Annotated in this window: 14 protein-coding genes and 1 pseudogene; 6 read left to right on the top strand and 9 right to left on the bottom strand. The window is 60.7% G+C overall.

Features of this window, described 5'->3' with window-relative positions; all coding sequences use genetic code 11:
- Positions 1-44 precede the first annotated feature (44 nt).
- Positions 45-1,874 carry a DUF885 domain-containing protein gene (locus tag ACVOKO_RS00935; protein WP_346496376.1) on the bottom strand — a complete coding sequence of 610 codons (1,830 nt, stop codon included), beginning with the start codon at positions 1,872-1,874 and terminating at the stop codon, positions 45-47.
- 655 nt (positions 1,875-2,529) lie between these two features.
- Here ACVOKO_RS00935 and ACVOKO_RS00940 point away from each other — a divergent pair.
- Entirely contained in the window at positions 2,530-2,715 is a 186-nt protein-coding gene (locus tag ACVOKO_RS00940) for a hypothetical protein (protein ID WP_346496377.1), read from the top strand.
- Between the two features lie 103 nt (positions 2,716-2,818).
- The gene (locus ACVOKO_RS00945; RefSeq protein WP_346496379.1) at positions 2,819-4,390 is read left to right on the top strand and encodes an arylsulfatase; all 1,572 of its coding nucleotides are present in this window, start codon (positions 2,819-2,821) and stop codon (positions 4,388-4,390) included.
- Between the two features lie 73 nt (positions 4,391-4,463).
- On the opposite strand, the pseudogene ACVOKO_RS00950 reads toward ACVOKO_RS00945, so the two are convergent.
- Positions 4,464-4,653: pseudogene (locus ACVOKO_RS00950) on the bottom strand (integrase core domain-containing protein); the annotation flags it as partial.
- On the opposite strand from ACVOKO_RS00950, the gene ACVOKO_RS00955 reads away from it, so the two are divergent.
- Positions 4,638-5,315: an autotransporter outer membrane beta-barrel domain-containing protein gene (locus ACVOKO_RS00955; protein WP_346496460.1), complete on the top strand. Its 678-nt coding sequence runs from the start codon at positions 4,638-4,640 to the stop codon at positions 5,313-5,315. The pseudogene ACVOKO_RS00950 and the gene ACVOKO_RS00955 overlap by 16 nt on opposite strands.
- 384 nt (positions 5,316-5,699) lie before the next feature.
- Here ACVOKO_RS00955 and ACVOKO_RS00960 read toward each other — a convergent pair whose 3' ends face one another.
- The 6 genes from ACVOKO_RS00960 to ACVOKO_RS00985 form a co-directional block, all read right to left on the bottom strand.
- Positions 5,700-6,344, bottom strand: a complete 645-nt coding sequence (locus ACVOKO_RS00960) for a DUF6988 family protein (protein ID WP_346496381.1) — start codon at positions 6,342-6,344, stop codon at positions 5,700-5,702.
- A gap of 627 nt (positions 6,345-6,971) precedes the next feature.
- Positions 6,972-7,817, bottom strand: coding sequence for a DUF4238 domain-containing protein (locus ACVOKO_RS00965; RefSeq protein WP_346496383.1), 846 nt, complete (start codon positions 7,815-7,817; stop codon positions 6,972-6,974).
- A gap of 265 nt (positions 7,818-8,082) precedes the next feature.
- Positions 8,083-8,292 (bottom strand): hypothetical protein, encoded by a 210-nt coding sequence (locus ACVOKO_RS00970; protein ID WP_346496385.1) that lies wholly within the window; start codon positions 8,290-8,292, stop codon positions 8,083-8,085.
- A gap of 87 nt (positions 8,293-8,379) precedes the next feature.
- Complete coding sequence (locus ACVOKO_RS00975; protein ID WP_346496387.1) at positions 8,380-8,553, bottom strand: HNH endonuclease; 174 nt, start codon at positions 8,551-8,553, stop codon at positions 8,380-8,382.
- Positions 8,554-8,690: 137 nt separating this feature from the next.
- A complete protein-coding gene (locus tag ACVOKO_RS00980) occupies positions 8,691-9,470 on the bottom strand; it encodes a hypothetical protein (protein WP_346496389.1) in 780 nt (259 codons plus the stop codon).
- Positions 9,471-10,050: 580 nt separating this feature from the next.
- Complete coding sequence (locus tag ACVOKO_RS00985) at positions 10,051-10,389, bottom strand: competence protein CoiA family protein (RefSeq protein WP_481510353.1); 339 nt, start codon at positions 10,387-10,389, stop codon at positions 10,051-10,053.
- Positions 10,390-10,541: 152 nt separating this feature from the next.
- On the opposite strand from ACVOKO_RS00985, the gene ACVOKO_RS00990 reads away from it, so the two are divergent.
- The 3 genes from ACVOKO_RS00990 to ACVOKO_RS01000 all read left to right on the top strand — a co-directional run bounded on the left by ACVOKO_RS00990 (position 10,542) and on the right by ACVOKO_RS01000 (position 18,448).
- Positions 10,542-14,168, top strand: a complete 3,627-nt coding sequence (locus ACVOKO_RS00990) for a class I SAM-dependent DNA methyltransferase (RefSeq protein WP_346496393.1) — start codon at positions 10,542-10,544, stop codon at positions 14,166-14,168.
- A 183-nt stretch (positions 14,169-14,351) separates the two neighbouring features.
- Positions 14,352-16,607, top strand: a complete 2,256-nt coding sequence (locus ACVOKO_RS00995; RefSeq protein WP_346496395.1) for an AAA family ATPase — start codon at positions 14,352-14,354, stop codon at positions 16,605-16,607.
- Positions 16,604-18,448, top strand: a complete 1,845-nt coding sequence (locus tag ACVOKO_RS01000; protein ID WP_346496397.1) for a UvrD-helicase domain-containing protein — start codon at positions 16,604-16,606, stop codon at positions 18,446-18,448. The genes ACVOKO_RS00995 and ACVOKO_RS01000 overlap by 4 nt, the downstream gene beginning before the upstream one ends.
- 96 nt (positions 18,449-18,544) lie before the next feature.
- On the opposite strand, the gene ACVOKO_RS01005 is transcribed toward ACVOKO_RS01000, so the two are convergent.
- Entirely contained in the window at positions 18,545-19,624 is a 1,080-nt protein-coding gene (locus ACVOKO_RS01005; RefSeq protein WP_346496399.1) for a site-specific integrase, read from the bottom strand.
- Positions 19,625-19,665: the final 41 nt, after the last annotated feature.

Here is a 19,665-nt window from a genome sequence, read left to right on the forward strand (position 1 = left end):
TTATACGCAGGCACCGGCCAGCGGCCGGCACCTGTGCAGGGGCGTCATGGTGTCCGGGTGGAGGCCGGTCCGCCGGCGGCGATCCAGGCGTCCACGGCCTGGCTGACCACCGTCATCGGCATGGCGCCGTTGCCCAGGATCAGGTCGTGGAACGCACGGATGTCGAAGCGGTCGCCCAGCTCCCGTCGTGCCTGCTCGCGCAGTTCCAGCAGCCGCAGTTGGCCCATCTTGTAGGAGGCGGCCTGACCGGGCTGCACCAGGTAGCGGTAGACCTCGATGCGCACATCCGCCGGGGTCATGCCGGTCTTGTCCTGCATGTAGGCGATGGCCTGCTCGGGGGTCCATCGTTTGCGATGCAGGCCGGTGTCGACCACCAGCCGCACCGAGCGGAACATCTCGGCCTGCAGGCGGCCTAGATCACCGGCGGGGTCGTCGCGGTACACGCCGGTCTCGGCCATCAGCTGTTCGGCATACAGTGCCCAGCCTTCGCTGAAGGCGCTGGGATTGAGACTGCGGCGGAGCATCGGCAGCGCGGCCAGGGTCTGGCCGATCGAGATCTGGAAATGATGCCCCGGTGAGCCCTCGTGATAGGTGAGGGTGGGAATGCTCCAGCGCGTATTGGAGGTGATATCGCCCAGGTTGATGAAGAAGGTGCCCGGCCGCGAGCCGTCCATCGCCGGTGGGTAGTAGTAGCCGCCGGGCGAAGTGGCCTGCATGTGCGCGGGTACCGGTTGAACCTGCAGCTCCTGCGTCGGCAGATGGCCGAAGTAGGTCGGCAGGATCGGATCAAGATCACGCAGGCGCTGTTCGATGTCGCCGATCAGCTGCCTGCGGCCAGCGTCGCTGTCCTCATACAGGTAGCGCGGGTCCTTGCGTAGCTGTTCGATGCGGGCGGCCACGCTGCCCTCGCGCAGGCCCAGCTGCTTCAGGCGGTCATCCATCGCCGTGTCCAGCCGCGCCACTTCGCGCAGGCCGGTCTGGTGGATCGCATCGGCATCCAGGTCGGTGCTGGTATACCAGCGCAGCGCGGCATCGTAGTAGGCCTTGCCCTCGGGCAGTGCCCACACACCGTTGTTGCCGGGATGGGTCGCCAGCGTGGCCTGCACGTTGTCGAGCAGGCGTTGATACCCCGGGTTCACCGCGTCTCGCACCGCAGCGGTGGCGTGCGCGATCAGTTCAGCGCGCCGGGCCGCCGGGATGGACGGGACCTTGTCCAGCTTGCGCTGCAACGACTGCACCCACAGGCTGTCCTGCGGCGCCGGTTTCAGCAGGGCACGGTACTGGTTGGCCGCCCCTTCCAGCGCAACCGCCGGCGGCACCACGCCCTGTTGGGCCTGCATGTCGACGTTGGCGCGGACCTGGTCCAGCTTGGTGCCCATCGCCTGGAGCCGTTCAATGTAGCGGCGGGCGCTGGTGTCGTCGGTCACCGCATGCTGGTTGTCCATGAACTGCGGCAGGTTGACCGGCAGACTGAACAACTGGTCGATCGCGTAGGTGCTGCCGCCGACCGGCAACCAGGCCGCGGCCCATGGCACGGCCATCAGATCGATCTGGGTCTGGTAGAACCAGCGCGCCAGGCCGTCGCTGAGCCGTTGCTGCGGATCCAGCGGTGCACCTTTCCAGGCACGGATCTGCGCCAGGTTGTCGACAAGAAAGCGGCGGTTGATCTCGCGCCGGGCCAGCGAGACGTCGGTCAGCTGGCCGGACAGATCACCGGCGGCATCGCCACTGATGCCGAGCATCGTGCGCAGTTCCGGATCGGCGTTGATCGCGGCCATCGTCTGCGCATCGAGCAGGGCGTTGAACGAGGTGGCGGCCGGGGCGCTGGCGGGGGGCGGTGCCTGCGCCTGCGCCCGGTTCGAGGGAAGCGTCAAGGCGGCTGCGATCGCGAGGGCGAGCACGGCGGGGAAACGGCGGGCGGGCGTGGTCGGAATCACAGGGCGATCTCCGTTTACGGGCGGGCTGCGCGCAGGCTACGCCAGCGCAGGGGTGGCCGCACCTGCGGATCGTCACGGCTGCGCAGGCGGCAGTCTCCGGGGCGTTGTCATGGCAGACGGCCGAACACGGTTGGCTATGTGGATATGCTCGAAAGTAAGGGCATTCACGCGTGTCCGGCGGCATGCGTTGAATGAAATCAGTCACTTGAGCCGCGCTCTGGACAGGAGGATGCAACGCGCGGTCATTGCACGCGTCCGGGTCGATTGACGCTCTGCAACAAGTTTGCAAGATGTGCCGCAGGGTCATCCGGGGAACCTGTCTTGCCAGCTTCGTATCTGCCACGGCGATGTCGCCGCTGACGTGCCGCCTGCGCCGCTCCATCGTCTCTTTCGGGCGTGATGCCCGACCTCTGCGGAAAACACCATGAATCCTCGCGCCACCGTGCCTCGACGTCGTCGCCTGGCCGGTGCACGGCTCGCGCGTGCGGCCGGTGCGCCGCGCCGGTGCCGTGGTGGTGATCGGCGGTGGACGGCCGCTGATGTACCTGGCCCAGGGGGGCGTCAGCTGCTGACGTTCTTTGACGCGGACGATGTGTCCCTGACAGGCACCACGGCTGCCGCGGCGCAGGCGCTGGCCAGCGCACTGCGGCGGGGCCGGCGCAGCTCGTTCACCGTGGAGCTGATCGACGATGCGCCAGCCCGACGCGACGGCCTGATGGACGCGCTGCGGGCCGCCGGTTTCTCCAGTGCGCCAAAAGGCATCAGCTGGGAGGGATGAGCAGGAGGAGGCGAAGACTTACTGACGCCGTCTAAGTAGAAACACGCTGGCCGCGACGATGACCGACGCGGACTATTGAGCACCACCGTCGTCGGAGAAGTGCATGGCCAGCTCATCCGCAAAGAAGAAGCCCGGTTCATCCGCAAAGAAGCCCAACATCCTCGTCATCTGGGGAGACGACATCGGCATCTCCAACCTCAGCTGCTACTCGCGCGGCTTGATGGGATACCGGACGCCGAACATCGACCGCCTGGCCAACGAGGGCATGCTGTTCACCGACTCCTACGGCGAACAGTCCTGTACGGCAGGGCGTTCGTCCTTCATCACCGGCCAGAGCGTCCTGCGGACCGGCCTGTCGAAGGTCGGCATTCCGGGCGCGCCGGTCGGCATGAACGAGAAGATCGTGACCATCGCCGCGCTGCTGAAGAACGAGGGCTATACGACCGGGCAGTTCGGCAAGAACCACCTCGGCGACCTCAACCACATGCTGCCCACCAACCATGGGTTCGATGAGTTCTACGGCAATCTGTACCACCTCAATGCCGAAGAAGAGCCGGAGATGTACGACTACTTCCCGAAGGACGAGTTCGGGGATTTCATCGAGACCATCAAGCCGCGCGGGGTGATCCACAGTTTCGCCACCGATAAGGATGACAGCACCGACCAGAAGCGCTGGGGCAAGGTAGGCAAGCAGAAGATCGAGGATACCGGCCCGCTGGACCGCAAGCGCATGCTGACATGCGATGACGACTTCGCCGACCGCGCCAAGGGCTTCATCAAGAAGGCGAACGACGACGACACGCCGTTCTTCGTCTGGGTCAACTTCACCCACATGCACCTGATCACGCATACCAAGAAGGAAAGCCTGGGGCAGGCCGGGCGCTGGCAGTCGCCGTATCACGACACGATGATCGACCACGACAAGAATGTGGGCTCGTTGCTCGATTACCTCGACGAACTGGGCATCGCCGAAGACACCCTGGTGGTGTACTCCACCGACAACGGGCCGCACCGCAATTCGTGGCCGGATGGCGGCATGACGCCGTTCCGTAGCGAGAAGGACACCAACTGGGAAGGCGCGTTCCGGATTCCGCTCGTGGTGCGCTACCCGGGCAAGATCAAGGCCGGCTCGGTCTCCAACGAGATCGTCCAGCACCATGACTGGCTGCCCACTTTCCTGGAACTGGCCGGCAACAAGGGCGTGGTCGACGACCTCAAGAAGGGCGTCAAGGCGATCGGGCGCACGTACAAGAACCACATCGACGGCGTCAGCCTGCTGCCGTACCTCACCGGCAAGGAAGAGAAATCGCCGCGCAAGCTGTTCGTCTACATCTCCGACGATGGCGACATGCTTGGGATCCGCTATGACAACTGGAAGGTGACCTTCATCGAGCAGCGCTGCAAAGGCACGATGCAGATCTGGGGCGAACCGTTCACCCCCATGCGGATTCCCAAGATCTACAACCTGCGGACCGATCCGTACGAGTTCGCGGACGTGACCTCCAATACCTACTGGGATTGGTACATCAACCACGTCTACATCATCTACGGTGCGATTGCGCTGCTGACCAAGTTCAACGAGACATTCGTGGACTTCCCGAAGATCCAAAAGCCGAACACGTTCACGGCCGACCAGGCGGTGGAGAAGCTGCAGGACGCGGTGACCGGCAAATAGCGGCAGGGTGTGCGTCCGCGCCAGCGTGACCCGTCCTGCCATAGGTTGACACCTGTGGCGGATGGAGTGGCCGTCAGGCGGCCAAAGACGCTCGATGCACTGCATCGGGCGTCTGCATTTTAAAGGACAGGTGTGGCCGCTCGGCGTTATAGATCTCTACCGGCTCGGCCACCATCTGGCGTGCCTGCGCCAGGTCCCGAGGCCGATGCAGCAGGAATTCGCCTTTTAATATCCCATTTTACCCGCTCTGCCAGCGTGTTCTGCAGGCCGACACGGACGCCAGGAGCCTTCTCACCGGCTATCGGGCCGAAGGCAAGGTCACAAGGGCTCCATCTTTGGCCTGTACGCCACTTGGTACCAGAGTGCGGCAGCCCCGACCGGGCTCTATCTCGATGGTTGGATCCAGTACGGCGACTTCCGCAACCGCGTGCAGGGTGAGGCGCTGCCACTGGAGCGTTACGACAGCACCGCATGGGCTGCCTCCATCGGGGTAGGCCACGCCTTCGAGGCGGGCAGTGCTGCTAACCACACTTACTTCGTTGAGCCCCAGGCGCAGGTCATCCACAACGACTACGCCGACGACGGGCACAAAGAGGCCAATGGCACCGTCGTTCAATCCAAGGATGCTGGAAGCTGGGTCACCCGCCTGGGTGCACGAGCGTATGCTAGGCCTCAAGAGACATACTTCAATCGCGTGCAGCCTTTCATCGAGGCCAACTGGTGGCACAGCGAGGGGCACGAGGCGGTAGCCTTCAATCAGCACGTCGAACGGCTTGAGCGCTCCACCGACATTTATGAACTCAAGGTTGGGGCACAGGCCGAGCTCGGTTCGGGTTGGACAGGCTGGATGCACTTCGGCTATCGCGCCGGCAACGGTGACTTCAACGAATTTGCAGGGCTGGTCGGCATGAAGTACCGCTGGTAATACGTCGCTCTGCAGCGCTGAGGTCCCGCTGCCGGCGGGCCGCGGAGTCGCGGCGGTAATTCCTGCCTCATCATTCGGTCTGTGCCACTCCATTCGCCAGTACTTTTCTTGCCGTAGCGGTTGAGGGTGGGTTGGGGCGATCAATTACCGGCCTTCAAGTTACGGATTACGCCGGTGTCGTGGTGGCTGAAACGGGCTGGGGATTATCGATAGGGTACGTTTACTACGCCGGCAGCTTTTCCGCCGGTCGCGAGCTTTCACTTAGCGGCCGGGCCTTCCTCGGTATGGACGCCAGCGGCCACCCAGCTCACCAGCGCCGCCAGCGTGTCCTCTGCGCCCCTTGACCCAACGGGTAGGGTAGGGGAGCTACTACCAAATTTAGGATTAGGGAGATTTATCGGGGGTAGAGTCAGCGGAGCGCAGCACCATGGGATAGTGTGCAGCAGCGTCCAATACCTTGCGCTGCAGGTTCGGCACGCCCGTGAGAATAGAGGCCTGCATGGCTGCTAGGACGAACATCCCATTGACGTTCATTAGTGCGTCCACGACTAGCTGCATCGGATAGCCGTCCTGGTGTCGGCGCAAGGGATGGATGCCCGCATGGGTGTACGAGTTCAGGGCCTTCCAGTTGTAAGCCATGAATTCCCTCAGCGGCGTCACCGCGTTGGGCGGAGCTTTCTTGCCCAGTTCCTCAACCATCACGGAGACGTTGGGCAGGTTCTTGGCCGCCCGTTCAGTGTCCAGCGTCAGTTCCGTGACCAGCTTAGCCAGTTGACCATCGGTGGCGGCATAGAGCGTCCAGATGGCCCGCACCACGGCCTCAAATTGAGCCCGGTGGATCACTAAGGCGGAGGGCAACAAGCCGGTATGCAGGAGTGCACGGGCACTGTCGCCATGCTCCATGGACAGGGAACACAGAAGGTCACTTACATGGATGCGCTGGCTGTCATCGAAGAGCGGCCTATCGATCACCTTGACCATGTCGTGGGTCAAGGCATTGGATTGCTCAAACAGGTTGTCGAAGTCCATGGATCCCCCGGTTGGCTGCATGATGCCGGGCTGGAAGCCATGGGGTCAAACCGACTCACAGAAGGTAATGGCGAGGGCGCCAGCACCCAGAGTCAATCTCAGGCTGGCGATGACAGCCAAGGCGATGGAGAAGCGAGCCCAGCGAGCTTTGACGGTGAAGTTGTTTCGGTTGAAGCAGTTGGTGCACTGGAATAGGGTGACGCTCGTTGTTCGGTTGCTCATATCGGTGCCCTGTTGAATTCGATACGAGTATTTAGCGTCGGCATAATTCTGTGAGCGGAGCCTGTTGCGGTCGTCATCTCATTTGGAGCGACGATGCCAATGCGAAGCCTGTGAATGTTTCGCCGATGTAGCAAGTCCAGCATGGCCATTTCAGTCGCAAATGCGACCACAGATCCTTCGCCTATGGCATTACTACCAGCTATCGAGACGGCTCCTGCAGCTGCCGCCCCAACTACTTTCGCCTGCGGGGCTAGGAATAGGGTGGGGACTTTGGCCCGAAGCAGACACGAGCGGGCAGGGATTAGGAAGACTTATCGAGGGTAGCAAGCATGTCTAATATCGGCCGTAAGCCAGTATCTCAGGCTAATCCAATCAAGGCCATTGCTCGGTCAATTTAACACTCTGCTATGCCACACGTATTCTGATGCGAACCGGATCCGGCTTATGCCTTCCCAGCTTTAGGGCCCAAGGTGTGGCCGACTCTGAGTACATGAAGCGACGGGCGTTGCAAGCGGTGCGGCGATTGAGCTGGACTACAGTGCTCGCTCTCACCTCTCGAAATTGCTTACGTTGTTCCCCCTGCCTATGAGCCAGAAGGGTGATGGTGCTGGACAAGGGGATGCTCAACTCCGCAGCGGGACCGGATATACCTGTACGAGTAAAGAAGAATAGTGGATCGTCGCAAGTCAGAAAGAGATCGCTATCGCTGACAAGGAACGTCCAAGTCATATCCAGCAGCGCTCCCATCATCCTGGGCGTACTCTCCTCCCGAACAGAGTGATGCCAGAAGTGATCAGGTGGATGCGCTATGTAGCGATCCAATATCTCGTCGGTTAGCTGCTTGGCTGCCTCTGCTTCTGCACGAAGTTCAGGAGTGAATGTAGCAGCAAGGTCGAATCGCGCATGCAATCTGGCTCTGGTGCCTTTTGCGACTATGGGTATATTCTTTGCTACCCGCTCCTTGCCCGCGGGCACACGTTTCCACATCGTCAAGAGGTAGGTCGCAAGCACTTTCTTTTCAGAGTAGGCCACCGGCTGGCGATGCCGGATTCGATCGATAATGTCTTGCGCTGGCCCCTCAATCTGTTCGGCGAGATGTCGTTCCAGCTCACTAGGCCACAGCCCATTGACGTTAGCCTCTGACTTAGGCTGACCTGGCCGGCTTTTCCGCATTTCAAGATCGTGGACCCACAGCCGATCATTGACGGCGAAGCCTTTGAGGTAGTGTTGCGGAAGATAGTGGTCGCCCATAGGTTCGAATCACCTTGCGTCGAGAACGTTGCGGACAAGGTAGAGCAGTACGGTTGCACCTAGCTCATTAGCAACTTAAGCGGTACCAGCAAAAATAATCTCTTGGCTCGAACCAAGACGCCGAGCCAACATCCTCTCGTTCGTGTCCTGAGAGACCCATGGATGAACTTAGCATGTTGCGTCGTGCGAATAGGTTTGCACGGTTAGTGGGCAAAGATGCCGGCGCGGATGAGCACTTCGGTCATCACGTCCGCTACCGGACAGGTTAGCGGCAGGAATGGCTCGGAGGCTGGATGGCCCCGCCCGCTATCGCGGCGGCGAACGGGTCGCGGGGCTCATAGGACGGCAAGGTCGGTAGGAGCGCTTTCAAGCGGACCTCGAGATCGACCTCGGCGGAGGTCTCGGTCGCATACGCATGCGCCGCGTCGAACAGCGTGGCGTACGGGTCTTCGACGAGGACAACAACAGAACTCACCGGCAACTCGCGCGCGGCACATGCGGCCAGTCCTTGGCGCCACTGGTACTAGGTGCGACGCACTCTGCGTCGAGCTGCACGCGCGGCCTACCGTTTGTGCCGGCGCGTGTTGCAGAGCCAGCAGGCCGCCGCGATGTTGCCGGCCACATTCTTGCCGCCATCTTGCTGCGACACCAAATGCTCGGCGGTGCAACGGAGCGGCGTGGTCGTTCTGGCACGAAGGCCGAACGGCTTCAGTTCATCGGGCGAGGTATTCCACATTGGCAGGCTGCAATAGCAGCCTCGGCCTTTTTGGGCGTGGAAAGCGTCGGTTCTCAAGCGTTGGAGTTACGCCGGGGGTGTTTGCCCTCGCGGCAAGGGAGGTATCGCGCCGGAACTGGCTTGAAGTCAAACCCCTGTCAGAAACGTGACCAATAGCGTTGCTCCTTCCGTAAAGGACGAGCGGCTCGCATCTCGGCGAGCATTCGGACGGCAGTGGGATGCTTGTTCTTAAACGAGTTGCACCGCACGAACTCGATGTCCTGCCAGAACCACAGCACAGCCTGCATCATTTGTTCGAGCAGCTCGCTTGGTAACGTGATTCGATCGAAGCTCGGGTGGCGCGGGGCGTCGGCTGGGATAAGAATTTCGTGCTCTCCAACTTGGAGCGTCGCTCCAGGAGGTAGCCAGTTCCACCAAAGAGACGGGCAAAGGCCATGCAATTCCTCTGCCGAGCGGCCATCACCGTGACGCAGGGCGTTGCCCAGCTTTTGAAGGATGAGTAGGTCGTCGTCACAGCCGAACAGGTCCAGGGGCGCAGCCATAAGCGCTTGGAAATGCGCTTGAATGCTCTTGCTCTGCCCTGCGTCCCAAGGCGCTTTCTTGACCTTGTCGACAAGGCTTGGGGACGTTCTTTCGGCAACCTTGACGAGCATCCCGCGAAGCCCGCGCTCAAACATTGACTGAGTGGTCAGTAGGTAGCCTTCGATTGTGGCGTGGTGAAGAGCGGCAAAGTCGTCGTGAGCGAACTGATCTTCTATGGCCTCGCTCCGCTCGAGTTGATTCAGGCGTTCGTCCAGCGCCTGCAGCGATGGTCGGACCAACTCGTCTCGATACATCTCCAGCGCCACCATTTGATTGGTCGCATGGACCGCGTAATCCATCTCAGTCCAGCGCAGTTCTTCCAGCAGGTTGATCATTGGCTCCACTAGGTGAGTCGAAGCGAGAGTGATATAAATACTCGAGGTGCTAATCAAGGGTGCTCGTAGTCCTTACAACGTTGCAGTCGATCAACGCCGAAGTCAAACAGCTCTAAGCCCAGAAGAAGCTGGTGTAGAAGCGCGACGGCGAGCGATGCCCCCCGATCTGAGTAGTGGCCAGATTTAGAGTACGGTTTTGATTGACCCGGAGTCTATTGGCTGTGCGGGCACAACACCGACGGCTTTGCTACCGGCATGAGGTTTATTACGACGTGTCAGAGGCCGGAGCAAGAGGCCGCCACTCACAAGTGGCCGTAGTCTCGGTTAGAACAACCCCGCTGAATCCAGGTGGTGATGTTGGCCTGGCAGAGGTCGTAGTCCTCCCCATCCATTTTTTGGTCATTCCCGACTGCGGCGCCGACCACATCTTCTGCAGCACGTAACGCGGCTCGATACCCATGCGGGTATCAACCATCCACTCTTCCTCCCTGGCTTGGGTGTATTCCCACGGGCGTGCCGGGCGCTCCAAGGTTTCCTGGTGCAGATGGTGGTCCAGGTCGGACAAGGCGGTAGTGCGCTTCTAGGTGGGTAGCTCGATCTGGCGCGCAGCGAGCAGAACTTGCTTGGCCATCTTGTGCACGGCCGTTTCGTAGCAGTGCTCATCGCCCCCGCCCTGGTAGTGGGCGAAGTGCCAACGCTGGGTTTCGCCCTTCTTGGCCATCAGCTGCCGGCCGCACCCTGGGCAGTGGCAGCCGCAGGCCAGCCCACCACTCACGGCTGAAGGCGGGTAAGGATCGCGTCGCGCTCCCCGAAGGGTACTTGCAATCCCGCCGTACTCGCATCGCGCTTGGTTTGCCCAGCCATCGGATCTCCCTCTCCCTCGGCTGATTCTAAAGGGGAGGAGGGGCGTCGCTTGCATGGTTGGACCGGTGCTACGGAGCTGGCCGGTCTATTGCACTGAGGTAGGCCAAGGCACTGGCCGCACCGCGAACCTAGCGGTGCGCGTCCAGCGCAGGGGCCCGGTGTCGTATCATGTAGTGACCGCAGGATGCGGAGGGCAGAGGGGCCTACATGTCGGACGCAGTGAACACGCAAGCAGACGCCGAGATCCAGGACGGCGCCGACGCTTTCATCACCCGCTGGCAGGGGGTTGCAGCCTCCGAGCTGTCCACTTCCCAGTCCTTTCTGATCGAGCTGAGCCAACTGCTCGGCGTCGATACCCCGCACCCCACGCCCGAGCAGGACTACATGTTCGAGCGCCCGATCACCTTCGCCCACGGCGACGGCAGCAGCAGCGCCGGGCGCATCGACCTGTATCGCCGCGGCGCCTTCGTCCTCGAGTCCAAGAAGCTCAAGCAGGGCGCGCACACCAAGGGCTTCGACGACGCCATGCTGCGCGCCCGCAGCCAGGCCGAGGCCTATGCCCGTGCCTTGCCCGCCGCCGAAGGTCGCCCGCCGTTCGTGGTGGTGGTGGATGTCGGCCACCGCATTGAGCTGTACTCCGAGTTCAGCCGCTCCGGCGCCACCTACACTCCGTTCCCGGATCCGCGCAGCCACCGCATCGCGCTGGCCGACCTGCGCAAGCCCGAGATCCGCGACCGCCTGCGCCGTATCTGGCTCGACCCGCTCGGCCTCGACCCCAGCCGCGAATCCGCCCGCGTCACCCGCGAGATCGCCACCCGCCTGGCCAAGCTCGCCCGCAGCCTGGAGCAGACCGGGCACGATGCCGAAGCCGTCGCCCAGTTCCTGATGCGCTGCCTGTTCACCATGTTTGCCGAGGACGTGAAGCTGCTGCCGCACGACAGCTTCCGCGAACTGCTGACGCGCCATGCCGAGCAACCCGACATCGCCATGCGCATGCTCGCCCAGCTCTGGCGCGACATGGACAGCGGCGGCTTCTCCGCGGTGATCGCCGTCAACGTGCTGCGCTTCAACGGCAAGCTGTTCAAGCAGCCCGACACCCTGCCGCTGGACACCGCCCAACTCATCCTGCTGATCGAGGCCGCTCGCGCTGACTGGAAGCACGTCGAACCGGCCATCTTCGGCACCCTGCTGGAGCGGGCCCTCAGCCCCGGCGAGCGCCACAAACTCGGCGCCCACTACACCCCGCGCGCCTACGTCGAGCGGCTCGTGCTGCCGACCGTGATCGAACCGCTGCGCAAGGAGTGGGGCGAAGCCCAGGCCGCCGCGATGACCCTTGCCGCCGAGGACAAACCCGACGACGCGGTGAAGGAACTGCGGCGCTTCCACCACCGCCTGTGCACCGTGCGCGTGCTCGACCCCGCCTGCGGCAGCGGCAACTTTTTGTACGTCACCCTGGAACACCTCAAGCGACTGGAAGGCGAAGTGCTGCTGGCCCTGGACGAACTCGGCTACCGCCAGACCGGCCTCGCCCTGGACGGCGAACGCGCAGACGCCGCCGCCGGCGAGACCGTCGACCCTCACAACCTGCTCGGCATCGAACTCAACCCCCGCGCCGCCGCCATCGCCGAGGTCGTGCTGTGGATCGGCTACCTGCAATGGCACTTCCGCACCCGCGGCGACGTGCATCCCCCGCAACCGGTGATCCGCGACTTCCGCAACATCGAGAGCCGCGACGCCGTGCTGGCGTATGACAGCGTGGAGTTAGTGCTGGACGTGCACGGCACCCCGGTGACGCGCTGGGATGGCGAGACGATGAAGGTCTCCCCGGTGACCGGCGAGAAGGTGCCCGATGATACCGCCCGCAAGCCGGTGGAGCGTTACGTCAGCCCAAGGAAGGCGACGTGGCCAGAGGCGGATTTCGTGGTGGGGAATCCGCCATTTATTGGCTCGAAACGAATGCGGGACGTACTCGGCGATGGTTACGTCGATGCACTTCAAGAGGCGTGGCCCGAGGTGCCACAGTCCACTGACTTCGTTATGCGCTGGTGGCACTACGCCGCATTGCTCGCACGTAGCGGTGCCATCCGGAAATTTGGCTTTATTACGACCAACAGCCTGCGGCAAGCGTATGTCCGTCGCGCTGTTGAACCGCATCTCGATGGGGAGCCGCCGCTTTCGCTCGTTTTTGCGATTCCGGACCACCCGTGGGTGGATAGCGCCGACGGCGCTGCTGTCCGAATCGCAATGACGGTGGGTGAGGGCGGGCGCAGGAATGGCCGCCTCGTCACTGTCACGGACGAGCGAAACGAGGCAGTGGACGGCAGCGATGACCTTGTCGTGTCTCTCGCTCGCCAGCGCGGGCGGATCAATGCCGACCTCACGGTAGGCGTCGACGTGACACAGGCGCTGCCGCTGATGGCCAACACCGCCCTGTGTTCGGTAGGCATGAAGACGATTGGTTCCGCGTTCCAGATTGACCACGGCAGGGCTATTGAGCTTGGACTCGGAACGGTTGTTGGACTTGATGAACACATCCGTCCGTACATCAATGGCCGCGACCTCTCGCAAGTTCCACGCAACCTTTATGTCATCGACTTCTACGGTCTGGAAATGGAAGACGTGCGAGATCGGTTTCCTGCTGCATACCAATATTTATTGGAACGCGCGAAGCCGGAACGCGACCTCAATCGAAACGCAATCTTCCGCCAAAAATGGTGGGTGATCGGACATCCGCGTCAACAGTTCCGGACGGCAACAAAGGGGCTTTCTCGCTTCATCGCCACCCTGGAAACATCCAAACATCGGTTCTTCAGCTTTCTTTCGGTCGACATGACGCCGGACAGTTCGCTGGTAACTGTTGCGGATCAACGCGGCGAGACTCTTGGGGTGCTGGCAAGCCAAGTGCATGTTGTGTGGTCGCTCGCAACGGGTGGTCGCCTCGGAGTCGGCAATGACCCGCGCTACAACAAGTCGCGTTGCTTTGAGACCTACCCCTTCCCCAACCTCCACGTCGCCGACAAGCTCGGCGGCCCGATCGGCGTCGCCCTCGTCAACGAAAACGGCCGAGCAGGGAAATCGCAGACCTACGGCGAATACCCCTCAGACCGCATCCGTCACCTCGCCGAACAACTCGACGCCCACCGCAAGCGCCAGCAGGAGCAGCATTCCGGCCTGACCCTGACCGGCATGTACAACGTCCTCGAAAAACTGCGCAGCGGCGACGTCCTGACCACCAGAGAACGCACCATCCACGAACAAGGCCTCGTCTCCATCCTGCGCCAACTCCACGACGAACTCGACGAAGCCGTCCTAAGCGCCTACGGCTGGGGCGACCTGCTGCCTCTGCTGCGCACCGCCCACGCCAACGCCACACCCAGTGAGGACCAGACCCGCGACGACGCCAAACGCGCCTTCGACGAAACCGTCCTCGAACGCCTCGTTGCCCTCAACGCCCAACGCGCCGCCGACGAAGCGCGCGGCCAGATCCGCTGGCTCCGCCCCAAGTTCCAGAGCCCCGACCTCGCCCGCGAGCACGAACCAGAACAGGTCAGCCTTACCGCTGACACCGAACAGCGCGACCGATCCGACGACGATGAAGCCGCCGCCATCACCTTCCCGCCCGGCGTCAAACCCCAGCCGTGGCCGAAAGACGCCATCGAGCAAGTCCGCGCCGTCGCCGATGTCCTCGCCGGCAGCGCGGTACCGCTCTCAACTGATGAGATCGCTGCGAGGTTCACTGCGCGCGGCCCTTGGAAAAGACGTTTGCCGAAGCTACTGGAAATGCTGGTAGCGCTGGGGCGGGCCCAGGAGAGCGATGGGCGGTTTGCAGCCTGACCAGAAAAATAGAAACGGCATGGCACCTATCTCGGTGCTGCGAATATCTCGGCGTCACCGTGAGCCACCTGTTCTAGTTGAATATCGAAGCCAGGCCTCTACCGCCACCCGTATTGGCGAGCGAGGTCACCGGGAAGCCCTGTATATGTGAGATTCCTGAAGGAGTAGGACGTTCTGATAACCATGGTTGAGATCGGGAACTATCGGAAGCTCTTGGCTGCACGCATCGCTTTCGCGCCCGACAAAACAGTGCTCGTTGGCGCCAACAACAGCGGCAAGACCTCTGCGATGACTGCGCTGCATCGCTTCCTGGTCGATACTCGCGGGTTCTCCATCAATGACTTGTCGTTAGCACATTGGCAAGCCCTGAATGCGGAAGGGGAAGCTTGGGAGGCTGCCATAGCTGCGGACCTAGAGCTGCCTCGTCCCGGCATCTTGGACTTCCTTCCCCAGTTGGACGTGTGGCTCCAAGTCAAGAAAGGTGAGATGCACTACGTACAAAAGCTGCTACCAGCGCTAGATTGGAAAACAGCCCCCCTTGGTGTGCGGTTCCGCTTTGAACCCGAAAACGCGGTCAAGTTTCAGCAGGAATACATCGCGGCTCGAAGGAGGGCCGCTGACATCACCGTCGCGGCAGCCCAAGCCGTGGAAGGGAAAGAGCCCCCTCCGCAACTGGAGCTCTGGCCACTCAATCTCATTGATTTCTTGGAGCGGCGCCTTCGGACCTTCTTTAAAGTGAAGGCCTACTTGCTGGACCCTGAGAGAGTCGAAGAACCCAGTGACGGCGTTGCCCGCATGCAGGCTCTCGCCGATGACGCAGAGCCCGTTGAAGGAAACCCCTTGGATGGCCTGATTCAGATCGACGAGATCAGCGCCCAACGAGGCTTTGGGTCCACCAGCGGTCGTACGTCGCGCGAAGAAGTGGGTTCCGATGCACGAAATGCAGGCCGACTCTCGACCCAGCTCCGTTCCTACTACGACAGGCACCTGGACTGGCGTGACACGCCGGAGCTGACCGACATCAAGGCAATGGAAGCACTCGATAAGGCACGCAAGGCCTTCGATGAAAGGTTATCGGTAGCTTTTGACAAGGCGTTGATCGAACTCCAGAAGCTAGGATACCCAGGCATCTCCGACCCGAAGCTGAAGATTGCAACCAAGCTCAAACTACAGGATGGCTTGAGCCACGAGTCCTCCATTCAGTATGAGATACCCGCCGCGGCTGGGGAACACGTGCACCGCTTGCCCGAAGACTCGAATGGATTGGGCTACCAGAACTTGGTCTCCATGGTCTTCAACCTGATGAGCTATCGCGATGCGTGGATGCGCGTAGGCAAAGCCGGAACCGGCCACGATGTAAAACCAATTCCGCCGCTGCACCTAATGTTGGTTGAGGAGCCCGAGGCATATCTCCACGCTCAGGTACAGCAGGTATTCATCAGGCACGCCTATGGGGTGTTACGCAATGACCCAGCTTTGGGGAACTCAACTGATTTAAGTACGCAACTGGTAGTGAGTACCCACTCCAGCCACATCGCGCATGCCTGCGATTTTGCGGCGCTGCGTTACTTCAGACGGCTGCCTCCTACAAAGAATCGCAAAACGCCAGTCGCCTGCGTCATCAACCTCTCATCAGTATTCGGCAAGCCCGATCAAACGGAAAAATTCGTAGCACGCTACCTCAAAGCAACGCACTGTGATTTGTTCTTTGCCGATGCCGCTATATTCATAGAAGGAAGTGCTGAGCGCATTCTCGTACCCCACTTCGTAGAGCAAACTGATGTGTTCGAAGACTTGCGAACGCGCTACATCACGTGGCTTGAAGTGGGTGGCAGCCATGCACATCGGTTTAAGAGCCTGGTGGACACTCTTGGCTTGACTACCTTGATCATCACCGACTTGGACGCCAAGGATCCGGTGACCAACCTGGCCAGGACGCCGGAACTTGGCAAGGGACTGGAAGCACGCAATGAAACGCTGCGGTCCTGGGCACCCAAGCAGACCGATCTTGATACATTAATGAGGCTACAAGAGAAGGACAAAGCCTTCGTACAGCCCAATGGCTACGCTGTCCGGTCCGCGTATCAGACGGCAGAGAAGCTGAAAGTGGGGGCGACTGAGGTTGAGATCCATGCCAACACATTTGAAGACGCTTTGCTCTATAAGAATTTTGAGTTCTTCAAGGGTCGCAAGGCCGACGGCTTGGCCGGCAAGTTCCAGGCCATCGCCGATGCGGCCCAAAACGCCGATCAACTGACAACCTGTGTTGCAAAGGCTATCAAAGACGGGGACAAGGCAGAGTTTTCACTTGAGCTGTTATTCAGTGATGACATCGAGAAGCTTCGTGTACCTGCCTACATTGAGCATGGATTGTTATGGCTGGCTGATCAGCTCAAGCGCAAGGAAGCCGATCTGGCTCCGAAGGCGAACGGCGCATGACCAGCGAGGCCGCAGTATCGAACGATGAGCTCGATCTTCACGTTGACGAGGAGATCAAGCAGCACCTCGATCCAAAGGCTCCGAGAAGCTTCTTTCTTTTCGCGGGAGCTGGCTCAGGCAAGACACGCTCACTTGTTGGCGCCCTCGACTACCTCCGAGAGAAAGCGGGCGCACGCCTGAGAACGCGCGGACAAAAGGTTGCGGTCGTCACTTACACCAAGGCCGCGCGCGACGAGATCATCCGCCGGACGCAATTTGATCCGGTCATTGCCGTTTCTACGATCCACAGTTTCGCCTGGACATTGATTGCAGGATTCAATCACGATATCCGGGAATGGCTTCGCGCATCACTCAATGCGGACATTCTGGAACTTCAAGCCAAAGAGAACAAAGGACGTGCGGGTACGAAGGCATCCGCAGAACGAATCGCTGACATTGCTTCGAAGAGACGGCGATTGACAAGGCTCGATACCACGAAGACGTTCGTTTACAGCCCGGATAGTGACAATCAAGGAAGGGATTCCCTGAATCATGCGGAAGTGCTTCATCTTGCGGGCGACTTTTTAAAGTCAAAGCCCGTGCTTAGGGAAATTCTTCGCGATGGCTATCCCTACATACTGGTTGATGAGAGCCAGGATACAAACCGGCACATCATTGAGGCATTGTTCGTCTTTCAGGCGGCGCACAAGGACGAAGTCGTGGTGGGTCTTTTTGGTGACATGATGCAGCGTATCTACAGCGATGGTCAGCCGGGCTTGGGGGGAAGTCTGCCGTACGACTGGGCCACACCGACCAAACGATTAAACTTCAGGTGCCCGCGGCGGGTAATCGAGCTCATCAATAAGGTCCGCGAGGGCACGGATCAACAGACGCAGATCCCGTGTAGCAGCGCTGCCGAGGGACATGTGCGGATGTTCGTGCTCCCATCAAAGGGGATCGACAAGGCCGCGGCCGAGACAGCGATTTGCAGATATATGGCAGGGCTAACTGCTGACAAGAAATGGCACGATGAAGATTCGGTAAAGGTGCTTATCTTGGAGCATCGCATGGCAGCCCTTCGAATGGGCTTCGATGATCTATTGGCCGCCTTGTATCCAATAAGTCAATTTCGGACCTCACTGCTTGATGGGTCACTGCCCGCGGTCAACTTTTTCTCGAACCTAGTCTTGCCTCTTTGGGACGCAAAGAACGATAAGTTTGTCATCGCGCGGATCATGCGAGCTGTATCGCCCATGCTTAGCCCATCCGCGTTGAAGAATGCTCCGGACCAATTTGAACAGTTAGCCAAGGTACAAGCGGCTGTGGATGCGCTTTTGGAACTGCTCGGCGGCAACCCGTCGGTAACGTTTGGCGAAGTTCTTCACAATGTGGAAAAGACTGACCTATTTGTCATTCCTGATGCACTCAAGGTAGCACTTGCCGGTGCTGCCGCTCATGCGGCCGATGCTGAGGACGAACAGGAGCGCACCGAACGAGACAAGGCCATCGCTGACTTCTTGACCATACCATTTGCCCAAGTACGGGCCTATGCCAAGTACGTGGGTGGAAAAGCGCGCTTTGATACGCACCAAGGCGTGAAGGGGCTGGAATTCCCCCGGGTCATGGTTGTCATGGACGATCACGAAGCGCGCGGATTTCTGTTCAAGTACGAAAAGCTTTTCGGTGGCGCCGCTGACGACGGGCAAACTGCTTCAACTCGCCGACTGTTCTACGTCACCTGCAGTCGCGCAGAACGTTCGCTCGCTTTAGTCGCCTACGCTGAGAACCCCGGACGCGTCCGAGATCAGCTCCTCGCAAATGGCTGGTTCAAGCAGGAAGAGATATCGATTGGCGCGCCTTAAGACGGTGCATGTGAGCGCGTGAAGCCCGGTTGATGTTCACACAGTGGACGGCGGCAACGCTCTCTTTGCAGCACCTCTGCTTCGAAAGGTTCTCCACTACTTCAGTAGACGCGCAGCTGGATTGTCTTCCGCTGCGCCTGCCTGAAAATACCCAATCACGCTCGCCACCGACCGGTGCTCAGTCATTGCCATTACCGCCGGCAAGGGCACTCCTTGTTTGCCCGCCTCGGTGACGAAGCCTGACCTCAGACTATGGGCCCCAAAGTCCCCCACCAACCCCGCTAACGCACTCCGCCGCTTCACGATAGTGGCCACCGAGCCAGGGAGTAGGGCGGGACCTACGCGATTTTTCCAAATCCGCCTGAAGATCGCACCTTCAGTGATGCCTGCCGCCCCGAGCCAATCCGACAAGGCTTCAGCACTACGCCCCAGAATCGGCTTGTCCGGCGTCGAATCCGCTTTCACTCCGGTCTGCTGTGTCTTCGAGTATTCCAGCCGGTAGATGTAGCCGTCGTCACCGACCTTGCGCAGGTCGCGCAGGTCCGCAGCGGCGATCTCACTACGGCGGCGTCCACCACTGGCAAAGCCAAAGCAGAGTAGGGCACGGTCACGCAGTCCTTCCAAACTGTCATCACAAGTCACCAGCATGGCCTCGAGCTCTGGCCGCGTGATCGCGGTTTTCTTGGTTGGCCGCTCACCGCGTTTGACTGAGGCTCGTCGAGCGCGGCTCAACAGCGTCCTGACACTGGGCAGCTCACATGGGTTAGTCAGGCGCTTGAGCTTGTGGGCAGTGGACAGCACGGCCACGCGCTGAACTACCGTCGACAGCTTCAACGCCCCGACCTTGGCCTTGAGACCGGCGGCCACTAACGCTTGGTCAATCGTCGGCGGCAGTTCGCTGACCAAGCCGGTCTTGTTCTTGCGCTGGATGTGGTCGACTAGGAACTGGATCACCACGGCCTCGCTGACCGGCAGCGCCAGCTCGATGCCATAACGCCCCTGATGCCATCCGGCCCAATAGCGCAGGGCAGTGGCATAGCTGCGGGTGGTGTTCGCTGCGGCTGCCTCGGCGAGTAATTCACGCACAGCATCGGAGGCCTGCTGGGCCAGTTGCTCTGGCAAGACCAGATGAGTGGCGGTGGCCGGCAAGGTTGAAGTAGTAGAATTTTGGTTCATAGTATGTAATGTACGCTATGAGAATAGGCGCGTACTGACGA

It is taken from the genome of Stenotrophomonas sp. STEN240, from assembly GCF_056756175.1.